The sequence below is a fragment of the Natrarchaeobaculum aegyptiacum genome (genome assembly GCF_002156705.1).
Lineage (GTDB): Archaea > Halobacteriota > Halobacteria > Halobacteriales > Natrialbaceae > Natrarchaeobaculum > Natrarchaeobaculum aegyptiacum.
Genome location: NZ_CP019893.1, coordinates 887055 through 903377, shown reverse-complemented (window position 1 = coordinate 903377; position 16323 = coordinate 887055). Strand labels below are relative to the sequence as shown.

Annotated in this window: 17 protein-coding genes; 7 read left to right on the top strand and 10 right to left on the bottom strand. The window is 66.2% G+C overall.

The window, feature by feature from the left end; genetic code table 11:
• Positions 1–118: 118 nt before the first annotated feature.
• Positions 119–949 (top strand): hypothetical protein, encoded by an 831-nt coding sequence (locus B1756_RS19345; RefSeq protein ID WP_161493147.1) that lies wholly within the window; start codon positions 119–121, stop codon positions 947–949.
• The gene (locus tag B1756_RS19340; protein WP_161493146.1) at positions 946–1671 is read left to right on the top strand and encodes a PH domain-containing protein; all 726 of its coding nucleotides are present in this window, start codon (positions 946–948) and stop codon (positions 1669–1671) included. The genes B1756_RS19345 and B1756_RS19340 overlap by 4 nt, the downstream gene beginning before the upstream one ends.
• A gap of 14 nt (positions 1672–1685) precedes the next feature.
• Here B1756_RS19340 and B1756_RS04515 read toward each other — a convergent pair whose 3' ends face one another.
• From B1756_RS04515 to B1756_RS04490, 6 genes are all read right to left on the bottom strand, one after another.
• Entirely contained in the window at positions 1686–1982 is a 297-nt protein-coding gene (locus B1756_RS04515; protein ID WP_086887477.1) for a DUF7521 family protein, read from the bottom strand.
• Positions 1983–1984: 2 nt separating this feature from the next.
• A complete protein-coding gene (locus tag B1756_RS04510) occupies positions 1985–2326 on the bottom strand; it encodes a helix-turn-helix domain-containing protein (protein ID WP_086887476.1) in 342 nt (113 codons plus the stop codon).
• A 97-nt stretch (positions 2327–2423) separates the two neighbouring features.
• Positions 2424–3419, bottom strand: a complete 996-nt coding sequence (locus B1756_RS04505) for a CPBP family intramembrane glutamic endopeptidase (RefSeq protein ID WP_086887475.1) — start codon at positions 3417–3419, stop codon at positions 2424–2426.
• A 177-nt stretch (positions 3420–3596) separates the two neighbouring features.
• Positions 3597–6440 (bottom strand): AAA domain-containing protein, encoded by a 2844-nt coding sequence (locus B1756_RS04500; RefSeq protein ID WP_086887474.1) that lies wholly within the window; start codon positions 6438–6440, stop codon positions 3597–3599.
• Between the two features lie 129 nt (positions 6441–6569).
• Positions 6570–8837: a CDC48 family AAA ATPase gene (locus B1756_RS04495; RefSeq protein WP_086887473.1), complete on the bottom strand. Its 2268-nt coding sequence runs from the start codon at positions 8835–8837 to the stop codon at positions 6570–6572.
• A complete protein-coding gene (locus tag B1756_RS04490; protein ID WP_086887472.1) occupies positions 8834–9076 on the bottom strand; it encodes a DUF7127 family protein in 243 nt (80 codons plus the stop codon). The genes B1756_RS04495 and B1756_RS04490 overlap by 4 nt, the downstream gene beginning before the upstream one ends.
• 265 nt (positions 9077–9341) lie before the next feature.
• Between B1756_RS04490 and B1756_RS04485 the strand changes: the two genes are divergently transcribed.
• Positions 9342–10130, top strand: coding sequence for an alpha/beta fold hydrolase (locus tag B1756_RS04485; protein ID WP_086887471.1), 789 nt, complete (start codon positions 9342–9344; stop codon positions 10128–10130).
• Between the two features lie 34 nt (positions 10131–10164).
• Here B1756_RS04485 and B1756_RS04480 read toward each other — a convergent pair whose 3' ends face one another.
• Together B1756_RS04480 and panB are read right to left on the bottom strand one after the other, a co-directional pair.
• A complete protein-coding gene (locus B1756_RS04480) occupies positions 10165–10377 on the bottom strand; it encodes a DUF7511 domain-containing protein (RefSeq protein WP_086887470.1) in 213 nt (70 codons plus the stop codon).
• 185 nt (positions 10378–10562) lie between these two features.
• On the bottom strand, positions 10563–11375 hold the full coding sequence (gene panB / locus B1756_RS04475; protein WP_086887469.1) for a 3-methyl-2-oxobutanoate hydroxymethyltransferase: 813 nt from the start codon (positions 11373–11375) through the stop codon (positions 10563–10565).
• A gap of 398 nt (positions 11376–11773) precedes the next feature.
• Between panB and B1756_RS04470 the strand changes: the two genes are divergently transcribed.
• Entirely contained in the window at positions 11774–12007 is a 234-nt protein-coding gene (locus B1756_RS04470) for a DUF5822 domain-containing protein (RefSeq protein WP_086887468.1), read from the top strand.
• Between the two features lie 27 nt (positions 12008–12034).
• On the opposite strand, the gene B1756_RS04465 is transcribed toward B1756_RS04470, so the two are convergent.
• Both B1756_RS04465 and B1756_RS04460 read right to left on the bottom strand, forming a co-directional pair.
• Positions 12035–12589 (bottom strand): HAD family hydrolase, encoded by a 555-nt coding sequence (locus tag B1756_RS04465; protein WP_086887467.1) that lies wholly within the window; start codon positions 12587–12589, stop codon positions 12035–12037.
• 81 nt (positions 12590–12670) lie between these two features.
• Positions 12671–13816, bottom strand: coding sequence for an acyl-CoA dehydrogenase family protein (locus B1756_RS04460; RefSeq protein ID WP_086887466.1), 1146 nt, complete (start codon positions 13814–13816; stop codon positions 12671–12673).
• Between the two features lie 126 nt (positions 13817–13942).
• Here B1756_RS04460 and B1756_RS04455 point away from each other — a divergent pair, with 126 nt between their 5' ends.
• The 3 genes from B1756_RS04455 (at position 13943) to B1756_RS04445 (ending at position 16257) form a co-directional block, all read left to right on the top strand.
• Positions 13943–15142, top strand: coding sequence for an AAA family ATPase (locus tag B1756_RS04455; protein WP_086887465.1), 1200 nt, complete (start codon positions 13943–13945; stop codon positions 15140–15142).
• Positions 15143–15247: 105 nt separating this feature from the next.
• Positions 15248–15595, top strand: a complete 348-nt coding sequence (locus B1756_RS04450; protein WP_086887464.1) for a four-helix bundle copper-binding protein — start codon at positions 15248–15250, stop codon at positions 15593–15595.
• Between the two features lie 62 nt (positions 15596–15657).
• Complete coding sequence (locus tag B1756_RS04445) at positions 15658–16257, top strand: L-threonylcarbamoyladenylate synthase (protein ID WP_086887463.1); 600 nt, start codon at positions 15658–15660, stop codon at positions 16255–16257.
• Positions 16258–16323 lie beyond the last annotated feature (66 nt).

Here is a 16323-nt window from a genome sequence, read left to right as displayed (position 1 = left end):
TGTTGCTATCGGGTCTGTACCCGGCACTCGGGGAATCGACCGCCAGACTCTCTGATGAGCGAGTTTGGTTGCGCCGGCCGATACGTTTACTTTCGATACTTACTATCCATCCGATACGATGGCGGGATCGTCGTTCCGGTTCGCCCGGTACGGGTACAGTGCCATCTTCGACCCGTCGGACGTCGTCTCCGCGAACGTGGAGGTCTACGGCCAGACACGTCGAAAACGCGCGTATCAGGCCGTTCGACTGATCCTCTTTTACCTGTTCAACCTCTTCCTGTACGCGGTCCCGCTCACGTACGCGGGGTTCGGTGCGACGGGAGAGGTCGGCGACCCCCCAGCGTTCGTCGAGGGCGTTGCCACCTCCCTGGGGACCGACCCCCTCTCGAGCTGGCAGTTCCTCCTCGCACTGGTCCAGAACTGCACGTTTCTCTTTGCCGCCTCGGCACTCACTTTCCTCACCTTTCACGTCGCCGTCTGGCTCACTCGCAACTCGAGTGGCGTCCTCCAGTCGATCCACACGGTCGTTTACTCGACCGGCATCTACCTCGCGGCGATCTTCAGTTTCACCTGGTACCTCTCGACGTCGCCGGCGATCGTCGTCGCCGACCAGTGGCTCATCTGGGTCCAGGCGGAGTTCATTTACGCCGTCATCGACGCGACGGGCACGAACCTCGAACTCCCCGGCGGCCGGCCCGGGCCGGTCGACCTGACCGGCATCACGGGATCGGGAATCGTCGCGCTCGCTGGACTGTTCGTCGCGGGGCTGTACTACCTCTACTCGCTGTACCTCGGTGCTCGCCACAATCACCACTCGAGTCGCTTCGCGGGCCTGCTCGCGGTCGGGTTCGTCGTCGCCTCACCCGTCCTGTTCGTCCTCGGCTCGATCGTCACGGCCCTCTTCCTCGACGGCACAATCGTCGGTCTCGCGATCCCCATCCTGCTATGACACGACATCGATCACGATCCACGGACGAAGCAGGCGCATCGACAGCGACCGAGAATCCGGCCCACGGCAGTTCCGGGACCACCGACGACTCGGACCACGATCCCGTGGCCGACGGCGGCACGACCCCAGAGACGACGGATGCACGCGAACCCGCGGAGACACCGGCCACCGACTCGACGACGAGCTACGACGAGTCGTCGGTCGTCGACGACTCTTCGGAGGACGCTACCGGTGAACAGGTTCGATACCGGACCCGTCCGACGATCAGGCCCGCGCTCGTCTGGATCGGGCTGACCGTCCTGATCGGCGGGACGATCGCCGTCGCGCTCTTTCAGAACGTCCTCGGCCTCGAGGATCCCGAGCTGTCGTCGATCCTCGGCTGGGTCGTCGTCTTCGTCGTCGCGATCGTCGTCGCGCGGTTTCTCGTTCGGATATACATCCTGACGCGGACGCAGTACCTCGTCACCGACGACGCGATCCGCTACGAGTTTACCCTGTGGTTCCGCCGGCGCTCTCGAGACGTTCCGTTCACGCAGGTTCGCGGTCACGAACTGGATCAGAACCGCGTCCAGCGCACCTTCGGCGTGGGGACGGTCGCCGTGCTCACCGGCGGGACGAACGCCAGCCTCGGCTACCTCGAGTTCCACAACGTTCCGAATCCCGGTCGCGTTCGGTCGATCATCAGAGAGCGAACGCGGGAGATCGCTGCGGAGCGTCGGTGATCGGACGAAGTCTCTCACGCGTCCATCGTGATCGCATACAGGATACAGAGGAACGCGAAGACGTTGGTCACCTGGAAGACGGTCACCGTCCAGAACTGGGAGATCTCGACGATTCTCGTGACGACCGTCATCGCGAGTTCGGGGAGGATGATGGCGGCGAACCCCACGGCCAGAAACAGCATCGGTCGACTCTGGTTCCGTCGGTACCCCTGAAAGGCGATCGCGACGATCGCGAGCCCGAGGACGGTCAGGATGCTAAACAGGGTTCCCTGTACGATGAGTTCGAACGAGAGGTCGATCTGGGGTATCATTGTCACAGCTCCTCGATTAACCGGGTGAGTCGATCGGCGGGCGTCTCCGTCCGTTCGACGCTGAGGTCGAACCCGTCGTCGGTCAGCGTGACCGTGAGACGGTGCAGGTTGGCCCGGTACACCTTGTAGTGGTGTCCGTCACGGTCGGGAACGGTCGTCGCCGTGACGAGGTCGTGGTCGCGAAGCGTCTCGAGACGGCGGTAGATCGTCACCTCCGAGACGTCACAGCGTTCGGCGAGTGTGCTGGCCGACATGGCCTCCGATCGAACGTGAACGAGGATGGATCGGGCGACGGCGTCGTTCAGCACGCTCCCGATCGTCTCGACGTCACACTCCTCGCTCATACGTGGTGGTCCGTTTCGATCGAGAAAATGTAAACCCCACAACTTCAAGGGCTGAAGTCGTGCGCTCGAGGGAGGGATAGCCCTGATCCGGGTCACGTCAGTAGCCAGCATCCTCCCGGTACAGTCGGTCGGTGACCGAGAGATCGCCGTAAACGAGGTACACCCACGCACACACGAGTGCGACGCCGATCAGCATCCGAACCGTCCACGTCTCGACGCCGGTCGCGAGCGACGGCGTGGTCGCCTGTTCTGCGACGAGAATCGACGGGAGGGTTAACGCGGGCTCTGCCGAGATCGGTTCCTGGCCGATACTCACGATCGCGACGCCACCGAAGTGAACGCCGATCGGCAACCCCAGTTGGCCGGTCAACACGTACGCGACGGCGAACAGGACGCCCCCGATCGCACTCGTGACGATCAGTCCAATTCCCCCGCCGAGAACGTGAAACACGCCGAACACCGGCAGGCTCGCGAGGACGCCAGCGACCACAGCCGTGCCAGCCCCGACCGATCGGGATCGAAGACCCTCGGCAACCGTCGTGATGAATATCGATCGAAAGAGCACTTCTTCGAACACGTTTCCGGCCAGGAGGAACGCCAGCATCGCGACGAGCACGACGCCGCCGAGGAGCGCGGAATCGACCCCGACGCCCGTCACCGTGACCGACAGGGAAACCTGTCCTCGCAGCGCCTGATAGCTGACGGTCCCGATACTGGCCACGACCCCGATGAGAACACCGGCGACGAAGTCGACGTACCACCGCCTCGAGAGCGCGAACCCGTAACTCGTGAGTGGACGCCGGTCGAGTCGGGAAGCGACGAGGAGGGACGCACCCGTGGCGATCGCGATGGTCACCACGAAGCCGACGAAGATCACCACGGTGGCACCGACCGCAGAGACCCCGTCTACCGAACCGAGAGCGTCCGCCACGACGGCCGGAACGAAGAGGTGACCACCGATGTAGATCACGAAGCCGACGAGCAGCGCCGCGAGCAGTCGCCACGTCGCTCGGAGTCGCCCGTCGGTGCTCCCGTAGCGGAGCCTGTCCGCCAGACTCCGTCGTCGCTCGCTCGAGGCCTGTCGATCGTGCATAGACGGCGCTACAGCACGCCCTTCCAAATAGCGACGATCACGGTTTCAGGAGCCGAAGCCGTGGCTTGCAATCGCAGGCCTTCCAGACCACCGTGGCGCGGTGCGTGCCTCGTCCGGAATGCTGTACCGCGTCTCGGTTGTGCTGGCCCCTCGAGTCAGGTTCGGCCGCCCCACACGCTAGCGATCGGCCCACTCGAGCATCCGCGCGTAGACCGGATCGGACTCGAGCGCTCGCGAGTCGCCGACGAGCACCAGCGCACGCTTGGGCCGGGTGAGTGCAACGTTGATCCGCCGGTAGTCCTCGAAGATCGGCCCCTCGAGCGAGCCGGTTGCCGTAAACGAGACGACGATCAGTTCCTGACTCGAGCCCTGAAACCGGTCGACGGTGTCGACGGCGACGGCGTCGGGGACGCGGCTCGCGATGGTCGACACCTGTGCGCGAAACGGCGCGATGACGCCCATCTGTTCGTAGCGGAGGCCGGCGTCGGCGTAGGTCTCGAGTAACTCGGCGATGCGCTCGGCCTCGGCTGCGTCGGTGTAGCGGCTGCCGTCGCCCTCGACGTCGACGAAGGTCACGGGGTCTCTGAGAGTCGGGGGGAGCGCGTCCCGGGAGACGCCCACGAGGTCGTCGAGTGTCCGTGCGGCGACCTCGGGCTCCGCAGGGCGGAGCTTCCCGTCGTAAAACTCCTGGGAGGCGAAGTACTGAATGCGCTGGTTCATCCGGTACTGGCGGTCGAGCATGACGCCGGCGTCGGGATGTGTTTCGACGAGCCGTTCGAACAGCGACTCGGTGAGGTCGTTCTCGGCGCGGACGACCGGCGGCAACTGCTCGTGGTCGCCCACGAGGACGAACCGGTCGGCGAGGGTGGCCGCCGCGAACGTACCGGGTTCGGTCAACTGGGCGGCCTCGTCGACCAGCGCGACGTCGAAGTACTGTTCTTTCAGTTCGCGAGAGCCACAGGTCGCCGTCGTCGCCGCGACGACCTGCGCGTTCTCGAGTTCCGCGAGCCGATCTTCTGGGTCGCCCGCCCGCTCGAGGCGGTAGGGCAGCATGTCCTCGCGGACGCCGCTCTCGCTGCCGACGCGGACGACCTCGACGGTTTCACCGTCTTCGCGTTGCGCCTCCGGCGCAACGCCCTCACCGTGTTCTTCGAGTTGCTCGAGCAGCGCCTCGAGAGCGTTGTCGACCGCGCGATTAGTGAACGCCGAGAGGAGGACGCGATCGCCGCGCTCGACCATCGCGCGGATGGCGCGAGCGATGGTGTAGGTCTTCCCGGTGCCGGGCGGGCCGTGGATCAGCGCGAAGTCATCGGCACCGACGGCCTTCCTCACTGCTTCGTTCTGGGCCGCGTTGTTGCCGATGAACGTCTCCTCTGGGAGCGAAAACGAGGGTTCCTCGCGGCCGAACAGCACGTCTTTGCGCCGCCCGTCGCCTTTCAGCAGGAAATCGTGCATCGCCACGAGCAGCCTGTCGGTGGTCAGTTCGGAGGGATAGACGTCCAGCCGACACACCTCGACCGGCTCGTCGGCCGTCAGCACGACTTCGTCGTCGAGTCGTTCGATCATCGCCAGTTCCGCGTTACCTCGAACCGGGTGGCCATCGCTCGCGAGCACGAGGTCCCCTTCGCGCAACTTGGAGGCCCCGCCAGCCGTCCGCTTCGCCCGGAGTTCCCACCGTCCCTCCTCGAGCGGCCGTTTCTCGACGAACTCGAGGTCGATCAGCGCGCGGTCGTCGTCGGCTCGTTCCTGGGCGTCTTGCTGCCAGAGTTTGGCGTATTCGCGGTGGACCTCCCGCCGTTCCTCCTCGATGGCGCGGTAGAGTCGGTCGAAGTACTCGAGTTCCTCGTCGGGGAGTGCCTGCCCGATCTGGCCCGCCTTCGACTCCTGATCGAGCCGACCGGAGACGACCATGCAGGTGTCCTGCTCGAAGCAGTATTCGCACTTGGCGTCGCCTTCGTAGCCGGTCGGGACGTCGCCTTTGACCTCCATCGCGGCGATCTCGTTGCGAAGCCGGACGACGAACTTCAACAGTCCAGCGCCCATCGAGAAGTCCTTCGCTGGCGTCAGGTCGCCGGTCTCTTCGTTGCGGTCCAGCGCCGAGTTCTTCGTATAGAGTAGCGTCCCGGTGTCGACCTCGTCGCCGTGTTCCTCGAGCAAGAGGGCGTAGCAGGCGGCCTGCACCTTGTCCTTGAACCGGGGTTCCTTCCGCAGGTTCTTGCCGGTCTTGAGTTCGACCGGTGCGCCCCGGCGGATGGCGTCGGCCCGACCGCGGATGCCGAACGTCTCGCTGATGAGCAACTGTTCTGACCGCCAGCTATCGTCTTCGGTCAGCCGACCTTGCTCGAGCCAGCCCTCGATCGCCGCGGCGTTCTCCCGGACGTCCTCGGCGACGGCCTCGGGTGTCTCCCCGAGCAGGCCAAGCTGGAGGCCCCGTTCCTCGACGCGGGCGTCGATCGACTCCTCGAGGTCCCGACCCCGGAGCAGGTCGCCGAAGACCTCGTGGACGATGGTCCCCTTGACGACGGGGTAGTTCAGCGGCACCCCGGAGAGCTTGTTCAGGTAGTAGAGCCGGGGACACTCCACCCAGTTGCGGATCGCCGTCACGTTCACGAGGAAACTCGGCTCGACGACGACGTAGGAGTCGCCCGTCGTCGTGTACTGGGTCTCCCCCTGGTACTCGTCTTCCTCGACGTTCGTAACGAGCAGTTCCATCCCGGGCTCGAGCAACTCGGCCGACTCGACCCACTTGTTCCAGCAGGTAATCGTCGTCAGTTCGTGTGCGTCCTCGAGTGGTTCGTCGCCGATTGGGCCATCGGCTCCGGCCGCGCGGGTATCGGCCCCCCTGTCGCCTGGAGCGCTGGCGTCGCTCTCCGTTCCGCCATCTGCGAGCGGCCCGGTCCCGGCGGCTGCGTCGTCGGTCGCGACGAGTCGCACCGGCACCTCGGCGAGGTCGGTCTCGCCGTAGCTGGTGGAGACGGTTCGGACTGTAACCTCGTCGGCGACGATTCCGCGTACGTCCACGCAGTCACGTCAGGGCCGTTCGGTCAAAAATGGTATCGGTCGTCTGCCGTCGGCGACCGTGGCTCGAGTCATCGGTCGTCGGGTGACGATATCGACTCGGGTGGCCGACCACTGGAGACGACGACGGCGCTACTGGAACGTGCGTCCCAGCTGGTCCTGCTCCTGGGCTGGCTCGGCGCTGTCGAATTGCTCTTCGATCTCCTCGTAGCGCTCTTTGGTCTCCGGGGTCACGCTCGGGTTGACCTCCTCGAGGGCGTGCTCGAAGTGATCCGTGCTGATACGGACGTTATCGAGGGTGTCGGGCATCTCCTCGGGATCGACGGAGGTGATGAACTCGCGACTGGCTTCCATCGAGGCCTCGCGGCAGACGGCCTCGATGTCGGCACCGACGTACCCCTCCGTCTCGGCGGCGAGCCACTCGAGGTCGACCGCGTCTGCGAGCGGCTTGTTCCGGGTGTGGACCTCGAAGATCCGCTTGCGACCGTCCTCGTCGGGGACGGGCACGTGGACGTGGCGATCCAGCCGCCCGGGCCGTAGCAGTGCCGGATCGATCAGGTCCGGACGGTTCGTGGTGGCGATCACGACGACGTCCTCGAGTTCTTCGAGGCCGTCCAGCTCAGTGAGCAGCTGGCTGACGACGCGCTCGCCGACGCCGGAGTCGGTCGCGCCCTGCCCGCGCTCGGTGGCGATCGAGTCGATCTCGTCGAAGAAGATCACGGTCGGGGCGTTCGACCGTGCCTTCTCGAAGACCTCCCGGACCCCTTTCTCGGACTCGCCGACGTACTTGTTCAGCAGTTCGGGGCCCTTGATCGAGATGAAGTTCGACTGGGCCTCGTTCGCCACGGCCTTGGCGAGCAGCGTCTTCCCGGTGCCCGGTGGGCCGTACATGAGGACGCCCTTGGCGGCCTCCATGTCCATCTGTTCGAACACCTCGGGGTAGTCCAGTGGCCACTGGATCGTCTCGCGCAGGCGTTCTTTGGTGTCTGCGAGGCCGCCGACGTCGTTCCACGTGACGTCCGGCACCTCGACGAACACCTCGCGCATCGCCGAGGGCTGGATCCCCTTGAGCGCCTCCTTGATGTCGCCTTCGGTGACCTGCAGCGACTCGAGCACCTCGGCGTCGATCTCGTCGGCCTCCAGATCGAGGTCCGGACGGATCCGACGCAGGGCGTTCATCGCACCCTCGCGGGCGAGGCTCTCGAGGTCGGCGCCGACGAAGCCGTGGGTGTTCTCGGCGTAGCGATCCAGGTCGATCGACTCCTCGAGTGGCATCCCGCGGGTGTGGACCTGCAGGATCTCCCGGCGACCGTCCTTGTCCGGGACGCCGATCTCGATCTCGCGGTCGAAGCGGCCACCGCGACGGAGCGCGGGGTCGATGTCGTCGACGCGATTGGTCGCGGCGATGACAGTGACCCGGCCGCGCTCCTCTAGACCGTCCATCAGGCTGAGCAGCTGAGCGACGACGCGGCGTTCGACGTCGCCACCGGCTTCCTCTCGCTTGGCGGCGATGGAGTCGAGTTCGTCGATGAAGATGATCGCGGGGGCGTTCTCTTCGGCCTCCTCGAACACTTCACGGAGCTGTTCTTCAGACTCGCCGTAATACTTCGACATGATCTCCGGGCCGGAGATCGTCTCGAAGTGGGCGTCGATCTCGTTGGCGACGGCCTTGGCCATGAGGGTCTTCCCGGTCCCCGGCGGGCCGTGGAGGAGGACGCCCTTGGGCGGCTCGATGCCGAGCTGTTTGAACAGCTCGGGGTGGCGCATCGGCAGTTCGATCATCTCCCGGACCTGGTCGAGTTCGTCGTCCAGGCCGCCGATGTCCTCGTAGGTGACGTTCGGGACGCCTTCGGCGGCGGTGCCGGGACCGCCGGCGCTGACCTGTTCGGCCGGCGTCTCGGAGATGTCGATGCTCGTCGAGTCGGTGATGACGACCGTGCCGCTGGGCTGGGTGCCCGCGATCTTCAGCGGGACCGACTGTCCCGAACTGGCCATCGGGCCAAAGGACAGCGAGAAGGGCACCGTCTGCCCCTCCGTGACGGCCTGGCCGGAGAGCTTGTCCCGGACGAGCGGACCGATGTCGCCCCGAATGCGGAGGTTCTGCGGAAGCGCGACGGTGACCGACTTCGCCGGCTTGACGTCGGCCTGTTCGACGGTCACGCTGTCGTCGATTCCGACGTTCGCCTCCTGACGGAGTCGGCCGTCGATCCGGACGATCCCTCGACCTTCGTCTTCGGGATAGCCGGGCCAGACGCGGGCGACCGTCTGCCCGTCACCCTTGCCCGAGATGACGATGTAGTCGCCGTTCTCGAGGTCGAGTTCCCGCATCGAGACGCGGTCGATCGCCGCCAGTCCGCGGCCAGCGTCCTTCTGTTTGAGGGGTTTGACGGTGAGTTTCATACTTCGGCCTCCGTCTCGATAGTGAGCACGCCGTTTTTGATAAACGTGTGTGCATCACCTGCCCCGTCCAGGTCCAGTTCGTACTGCTCGTCTCCGATGACGACGATCACGGTGTCCGCTACGACGTCGACCGACCCGTCCACTGCAGGCCCGAAGTCGACGGCCAGCACGTTCCCATCGTGGTACTGGTACTGGCGTACCGCCGCATCGTCGTCGCTGATGATTTGGTCGAGGGTCATGTTTCAACTAACCCAAGGTAAGTCGTGCTACTATAAAAATCTTTTCCCGACAGATCGAGTGACGGCACTGGGGTCGGGGAGAAAACGCTGTTCGCAGTTCACAGTCGCTGCCGGATGATCCCCCGCCGTCGAATCGGCGGTTTTCGTCGGCGGCCTCCGTCAGGCTGACACGGTCTTCGGCACCTGGCGGTCTTCGGTACCGGAGTCCCGTCGATTCGTCGAGCGCTGTGTCCGGATTTATGGTGTCGCCGCTCGTGTGTGCAGTATGGAAACGGTCTCCCACCACGGGCGACGCACGGCATACGAGCACGTCGACCGCGGCGGTGTGGGACCCACCGCGTGCTACGTTCACGGGAGCGGCGGCGCTCGTGAGATGTGGCGCGCCCAGCGGGAACTCACCGATCGCGCACCCATGGTGGCACTCGACCTGAGCGGGCACGGTGACTCAGCGGACGTCGACGCCGATCCCGGGTACCAGGCGCTCTCGGCCTACGCAGACGACGTCATCGCCGTCGCCGAGGAGACGGACGCGACCGTCCTCGTCGGTGCCTCCCTCGGCGGCGCTGTCGCTCTCCACGTCGCCCTCGAGCGGTCGTTCCAGCCCGAGGCGATCGTCCTCACGGGAACCGGCGCGCGGATGGGCGTCCTCGAGGACCTCCTCGAGTGGCTCGCCTCGGATTTCGAGCGCGCAGTCGAGTTCCTCCACGGCCCCGGGCGACTCTTCGCAGATCCCGACTCGAACCCGGATATCCGGGAGCGCTCGCTCGAGACGATGCTCGACACCGGGCAGGTCGTCACCCGCCGGGACTTTCTGACCTGCCACCGGTTCGACGTCCGCGACGACCTCGAGGGCGTCGACGTCCCGACGCTCCTGCTGTACGGCGATCAGGATCGACTGACGCCGCCGTGGTTCCACGAGTACCTCGCTGAGGAGATTCCGGACGCACGAGCGGTCGAGATCGAGGGCGCGGCCCATCGGCCGATGCTCGAGCGCCCGGCGGCGTTCAACGAGGCGCTCACGACGTTTTTCTCGGAGCTGTCTGCGGCGCAGTGACCGGTGTGAGAAGCAGAGACCGTGCCGACGGGGCCTACCGGGCGTCCTCGAGCGAGCAGTAGGCGTCCGAACTGGCAGTGAGCCACTCGGTGGTCACGTCGGCGTCGTCACAGTTGGCCGGGAACATCGTGCAGACGGCGACGCCGTCCCGGTCGACGGTGACGTGTTGAATCGTCGCGGCGTCCGGCTCGTCGGGGTGCTCGGCAGGGTGCGATGCGGACCGGGGATCGCTCGGTGCAGTGGACATGGTGGTTCTCGGGTGTTACTGCGAACTCCGTGGTCGTGGTATATAAACACTGTCGGTAAATATATAATACTCTACTAGCGTGGTTATATGGCAATTATATTGGTTGACCAGAACGTCACCGCGCGGTGACGATCAGCGGATCGGGCTGGGAAACCGGTCGTTCTGGGTCGACCGAGAGCAGCCGGTCAGTACAGTTCCTCGAGGTCGTCTTCTTCGTGACTGTGCTCGTCGGCGGGGAACGTACCGGATTCGACCGCCTCGACGTAGTCTTCGATCGCGCCGGTCATCTCCTCGCGAACCGAGCCGAACTGCTCGGCGAACGACGGCGACCACTCGCTCAGCCCGATCACGTCGTCGACGACCAGCACCTGGCCGTCACAGTCCGGGCCAGCGCCGATGCCGATCGTCGGCGTCTCGAGCGCTGCAGTCACGTCGGCGGCCAGATTCGCGGGGACGTGCTCGAGTACCAGCGAGAACGCCCCCGCCTCCTCGTGGGACCGCGCCAGCTCGAGGATGCGCTCGGCGGCCTCCTGATCGGTTCCCTGCCGGGGATAGCCGCCGTACTGGTTGACGTGCTGGGGAGTCAACCCGAGGTGGGCCATCACCGGGATGCCAAGCTGGACCAGCCGCTCGGTGAGGTCGACCGTGTGGGGGCCACACTCGAGTTTGACGGCCTCCGCGCCGGCTTCTTTGACCATTCGACCCGCGTTCGCGATGCTCTCGCGTTCGTCGACGCCGATCGAGAGGAAGGGCATGTCCGCGATGACCAGCGGGTCGTCGGCACCTCGAGCGACGGCCTCGACGTGGTGAGCCATGTCGTCGACGCTGACTGGCAGGGTGTTCTCGTAGCCGAGTGAGGTGTTCCCGAGGCTGTCCCCGACGAGAATGGCGTCGATGCCAGCCGCGTCGCAGATCGCGGCGGTCGGTGCGTCGTAGGCGGTCAGTACCGTGATCGGTTCCTCCCCCGTCTTCGCTTTGATGTCCCGGACGGTGGTCATGGGGGGTCGTTCGTGCCGTGATACTAAACCTCACGTGGTTGTCCGCTAGTCTCTTTGTCGACCGTGTAGATCTCATCAAATCGACCAAGACCACTACGAAAGCCCCTGCCGTGCTCGCTGGCTGCGGCTCGCTGCGCTCCTCGTTTCACTGCGGTGCTTGCGTCGCCTCGCTCAGCGAGCACGGCAGCCCCTTTCAGTCCCACCCGTGTCGGCTGATCGGTCAAGCTACGTGGGTGGGACTGAAAGGGCTGGCGGCGTTGATCGGGAATCCCCTCCCGCGATGCTCGGGAGGGGATTTCGTGGTAATCTCATCCGATCCAGATACTCTCAACGTTCTGCAGAACACGGCTCACAGGAGACCCGCGAAACTTATGAGGACCGCCTCGCGAGTCTCTAGCGTGCCCGAACCCGTCGAAACGACCGATCCCGACGGCGTCGACTACGGCTGGGTCATGCAGACGACCTTCGTCGTAACGATCCTCGTCGGGGCCCCGCTCGTCGCCCTCCTCTCGATCAGCTTCGAGCTCGCAACCTGGGGCGCTCGAGCCGAATTCGCGATCCGGGTCGGTGCGCCGATCTGGTTCGTGACGGCGCTGATCGTGTTCGCGTACGCGAAGCGAACGCAGGAGTAGCGGTCCGGTTTTCGGTCCCGAAGACGCTCAGACGCCGGACGGTCCCTCGCCGACGTACTCGAAGTCCGTCCCCGCGCGCTCCGCCGTCACTTCGTCTCGAGCCGAATCACCCACGAACAGCGCCGCGGGTGGCGAGGCCTCGAGTCGCGTGACCGTCTCCACGAGCGGCTCGGGGTGGGGTTTCCACCGCGAGACGGTGTCCCGGCCGACGACGGCGTCGACGGCCGACGCGAGGTCGTGTTCCTCGAGGGCGATCCGGCAGGCGGCCTCGCAGTTGAGCGAACAGACGCCGACGGGGACCGAGTGCTCGAGGAGTTCGTCGGCGTGTGGGAGCCGCGGGGCGACCGCTGCGCCGTCGCGTTCGTGGCTCGCGATCGTGGACTCGACCTCCGGCTGAAGGCCGACGGACTGTGCGTCCTCGAGGAGGTCCCACAGGTTGCTACTCGGTGGTTCGACGTTTGCGGCGGTGTAGACCTCGAGGACGTCGGCGGCGACGGCGTCCCAGTCGACGACGAGGTCGACGAGCGTGCCGTCGAGGTCGTAGACGACGGCCTCGTACGCGTCGGCGTCGCGTTCGTGCATACGGAGTGAAACGTCTGGACGCGGAATATCGGTGTCGGTCCCGGTGAGTGGCGACCTCGACTCGAGGGAATCGGCAGAACGTCAGTCGCCGTCGAGCAGTTCCCGGGCGATGACGGTCTTCTGGATCTCCGTGGTTCCCTCGTAGATTTCGGTGATCTTGGCGTCCCGGTAGAGCCGTTCGACGTCGGTCTCGGTGACGTAACCAGCGCCGCCGTGGAGCTGGACGGCCTCGTTCGTGACGAACATCGCCGTCTCGCTCGCGAAGTATTTCGCCATGCTGGCCTCGAGGGCGGCCCCGCCGGCCGCTGTCTCCGCGTCACCCCGCTTGCGGGCCGCATCGCGGGTGAGCAACCGCGCGGCCCGTGTCCGGGTGGCCATCTCGGCGAGTCTGTGACGCACCGCCTGAATGTCGCCGATCGGGCCGCCGAACTGCTCGCGTTCCTGGCTGTAATCGATGGCGTCCTCGAGCGCGGACTGGGCCAGCCCGACGGACTGGGCGGCGATGGCGATCCGACCACCAGTAAGCACGGAGAGCGCCGCCGAGAGCCCTTTTCCCTCCTCTGTCAGTCGGTTTTCGGTGGGAATTCGAACGCCGTCGAAGGTGAGACTGGTCGTGTCGCTGGCCCGGAGGCCGAGTTTGTCCTCGGGTTCGCCGACGGAGAGGCCGTCGACGTCACCCGGGACGAGAAACTGGGTGATCGAACCGGGATCGTCTGGGTCGGTCCGGGCGAAGAGGACGTAGACGCCCGCGCGCTGGCCGTTGGTGATCCATTGTTTCTCGCCGTCGATCACGTATTCGTCTCCGTCGCGTCGGGCGACCGTCGACAGTGCCGCCGGATTCGACCCCGCGTGGGGTTCCGAGAGGGCGAACGCGCCGACGGGGCGGCCCGCGGCCATGTCTGGAAGCCAGCGCTCTTGCAGGTCGTCGCTCCCGAAGGTCGCGATGCAGGAGGTCGCGAGGCCGTGGACCGACAGCGCCGTCGCGACCGCGAGCATCCCTCTCGCCACTTCCTCGTAGACGACCGCCGCCGTGACCGGATCGGCGTCGAACCCGCCGTACTCCTCGGGGACCGTCAGCGCGGTCAACTCGAGGTCGGCGAGGCCGTCCCAGACGTCTTCGGGAAACGACGCCGTGCGGTCGGCCTCGAGTGCGGTGGGCCGGATCTCCTCGGTCGCGAAGTCCTGGACGACGTCCCGAATGGCGGCCTGTTCGTCGGTGAGTTCCATACTCGACGTTCGCCCCCCGTGACAATAGTTTCCGCGGCGCACAGCAGTTCGCGGGAGGGTCGCGGCCCTCCCCCGCGTCGTGAACCGGAGCCAAGTCTACTTGGTCGTGTAGCTCGACTGTCGGGTATGACCGATTCACGCGTGTCGCCCGACGAAGCCGCCGAGGCCGTCGACCACGTCGTTTCCCGGGTCGACGAGGCCGTCGTCGTCGATCACGACGTTCTCTACCCGATTCTCGCCGCTATTCTCGCTCGCGGCCACGTTCTCCTCGAGGATGTCCCAGGGACGGGCAAGACGGTTACCGCGCGAGCCCTCGCAGAAGCGATGGGCCTCGAGTTCACGCGCATTCAGTTTACGCCCGACCTCCTCCCCTCGGACGTGACGGGGTCGATGGTCTACGACGAACACGACGGCGAGTTCCGGTTCGCCGAAGGGCCGGTGTTCACGAACGTGGTGCTGGCCGACGAGATCAATCGCGCGCCGCCGAAGACCCAGGCCGCGCTGCTCGAGGCCATGGAGGAACGCCAGGTCAGCGTCGACGGGACGACCTACGACTTGCCGGAGCCGTTCGTCGTCATCGCTACCCAGAACCCGATCGAACAGGAGGGAACCTTCCGTTTGCCGGAGGCCCAGCGGGATCGATTCAGTGTGAAGACCTCACTGGGCTACCCGGACCGCGATGGCGAACTCGGGCTGCTCGAGCGCCGGGCGAACCGGCGCACCCTCGCGCCGAGTGTCGACCCGATCGTCACGCCGGAGACGGTCCAGGTGCTCCAGGGCGTCACGGAGAGTGTCACCGTCTCCGAGCCGATCCGGGAGTACATCGTCGACCTCGCGCGGGCGACCCGCGAAGACGACCGCCTCGAGGTCGGCGTCTCCCCGCGCGGCGTCCAGCGGGTCTTCGAGGCTGCTCGCGCTGCCGCGGTGATCGACGGCCGCGAGTACGTCGCCCCGATCGACGTCAAACGCCTCGCCGGGCCGACGATGACCCACCGGCTCGTGGCGACGACCGAGGCGACCGTCGAGGGCGTCGATCCGGCCGACGTCGTCCGGTCGGCACTCCAGCGCGTCGAGATTCCCGGCGTCGCGGACCGAGACGAGGGCGCCGATCGCGATTCGCCGGTCGCCACCCGGGACGACGATCCGCGAGGCGACGACCCGGAACCGACCGACCTCGAGCGCCTGCGCGCCGAACCGGTCGACGACCCCGAGTTGCTCCCTCGCGAGCGAGACGGTGACGTGGCCGACGACTCGAGCGGCTGGGCGGCAAGTCCGGACCGTGAATCGCGGGCCGCCGACGCCGACGGTACGGACGATCGGTGGTAACTGTCGTCGAACGACAGCCGACGGGTCTGACGAGTCGTCGGATGGCCGTTCCGCTTGCACGCGCCCACCGTAGCTTGATTGCCACGTTCGATGGCGACTCGAGCGATGGCGCTCCAAGAGCTCGAGCACGCAGACGACCTGATGGACGACTGTATGGACAACTGCCTCGAGGCGGTACAGGTCTGTGAGTGGTGTGCAGACGCCTGCGTCGACGAAGGCGAGGAGATGGCTCGCTGTATTCGGCTCTGTCGGGACGTCGCCGACGTCGCGGCGTTGCACGCCCGGTGGATGGCCCGCGAATCGGGCTATCATCGCGAACTCGCGGACCTCTGTGCGGACCTCTGTGAGGAGTGTGCCGAGGAGTGCGCCCAGCACGACCACGACCACTGTCAGGCCTGTGCGGAGATCCTCCCGAAGTGCGCCGAGACCTGCCGCGAGATGGCCGCAAGCTAGAGGTCGCTTCGAGTTCGAGCCGTGACGGTACGTTTTTGCTCGTCACGGCGCGACCAACGCGTATGGACGACGACGCACTCGAGCGGGCCGCCGACGCGATCCGTGCGGGAGGACTGGTGGTCTACCCCACTGAAACCGTCTACGGGCTGGGTGCGGACGCACTCGACTCCGATGCCGTCGAGCGCGTCTTCGCGGTCAAGAGACGGGACCGATCGAAGCCCGTCTCCTTCGCCGTTCCGCGGTTCGAACGAGCACTCGAGGCGGGTTACGTCCGGGCCAGCGAGCGCGAGCGGGCCTTCGCCGACGAATTTCTTCCGGGGCCGGTGACGCTGCTCTGTGAGCGCCAGGAGTCGATCCCCGACGTACTCACCGCGGGGCGCAACCGGGTGGGTGTTCGGGTCCCCGACTGGGAACCGGCGATCGAGTTACTCGAGCGCGCGGCGCGGCCGATCACGGCCACGAGCGCGAACGTCAGCGGCGAGCCGAGTGCCCGCCAGGTCGGGGACGTGAGCGAGACGGTCCGGGACGCAGCGGTCGTCCTCGACGGGGGCGAGACGCCCGGCACCGAGAGCACCGTCGTCGAGGTCGCGTCCGGTGAAATCCACCGTCGGGGCGCGCTGGCAGACGACATCGAGGCGTGGCTCGCCGACCGGTCCGGGTGACGCGGCGAGCGCTCGCGGTCACGCCCGTCCCATGCGCTCGAGGCCCTGCCCCCCTGCCGGTCGCGA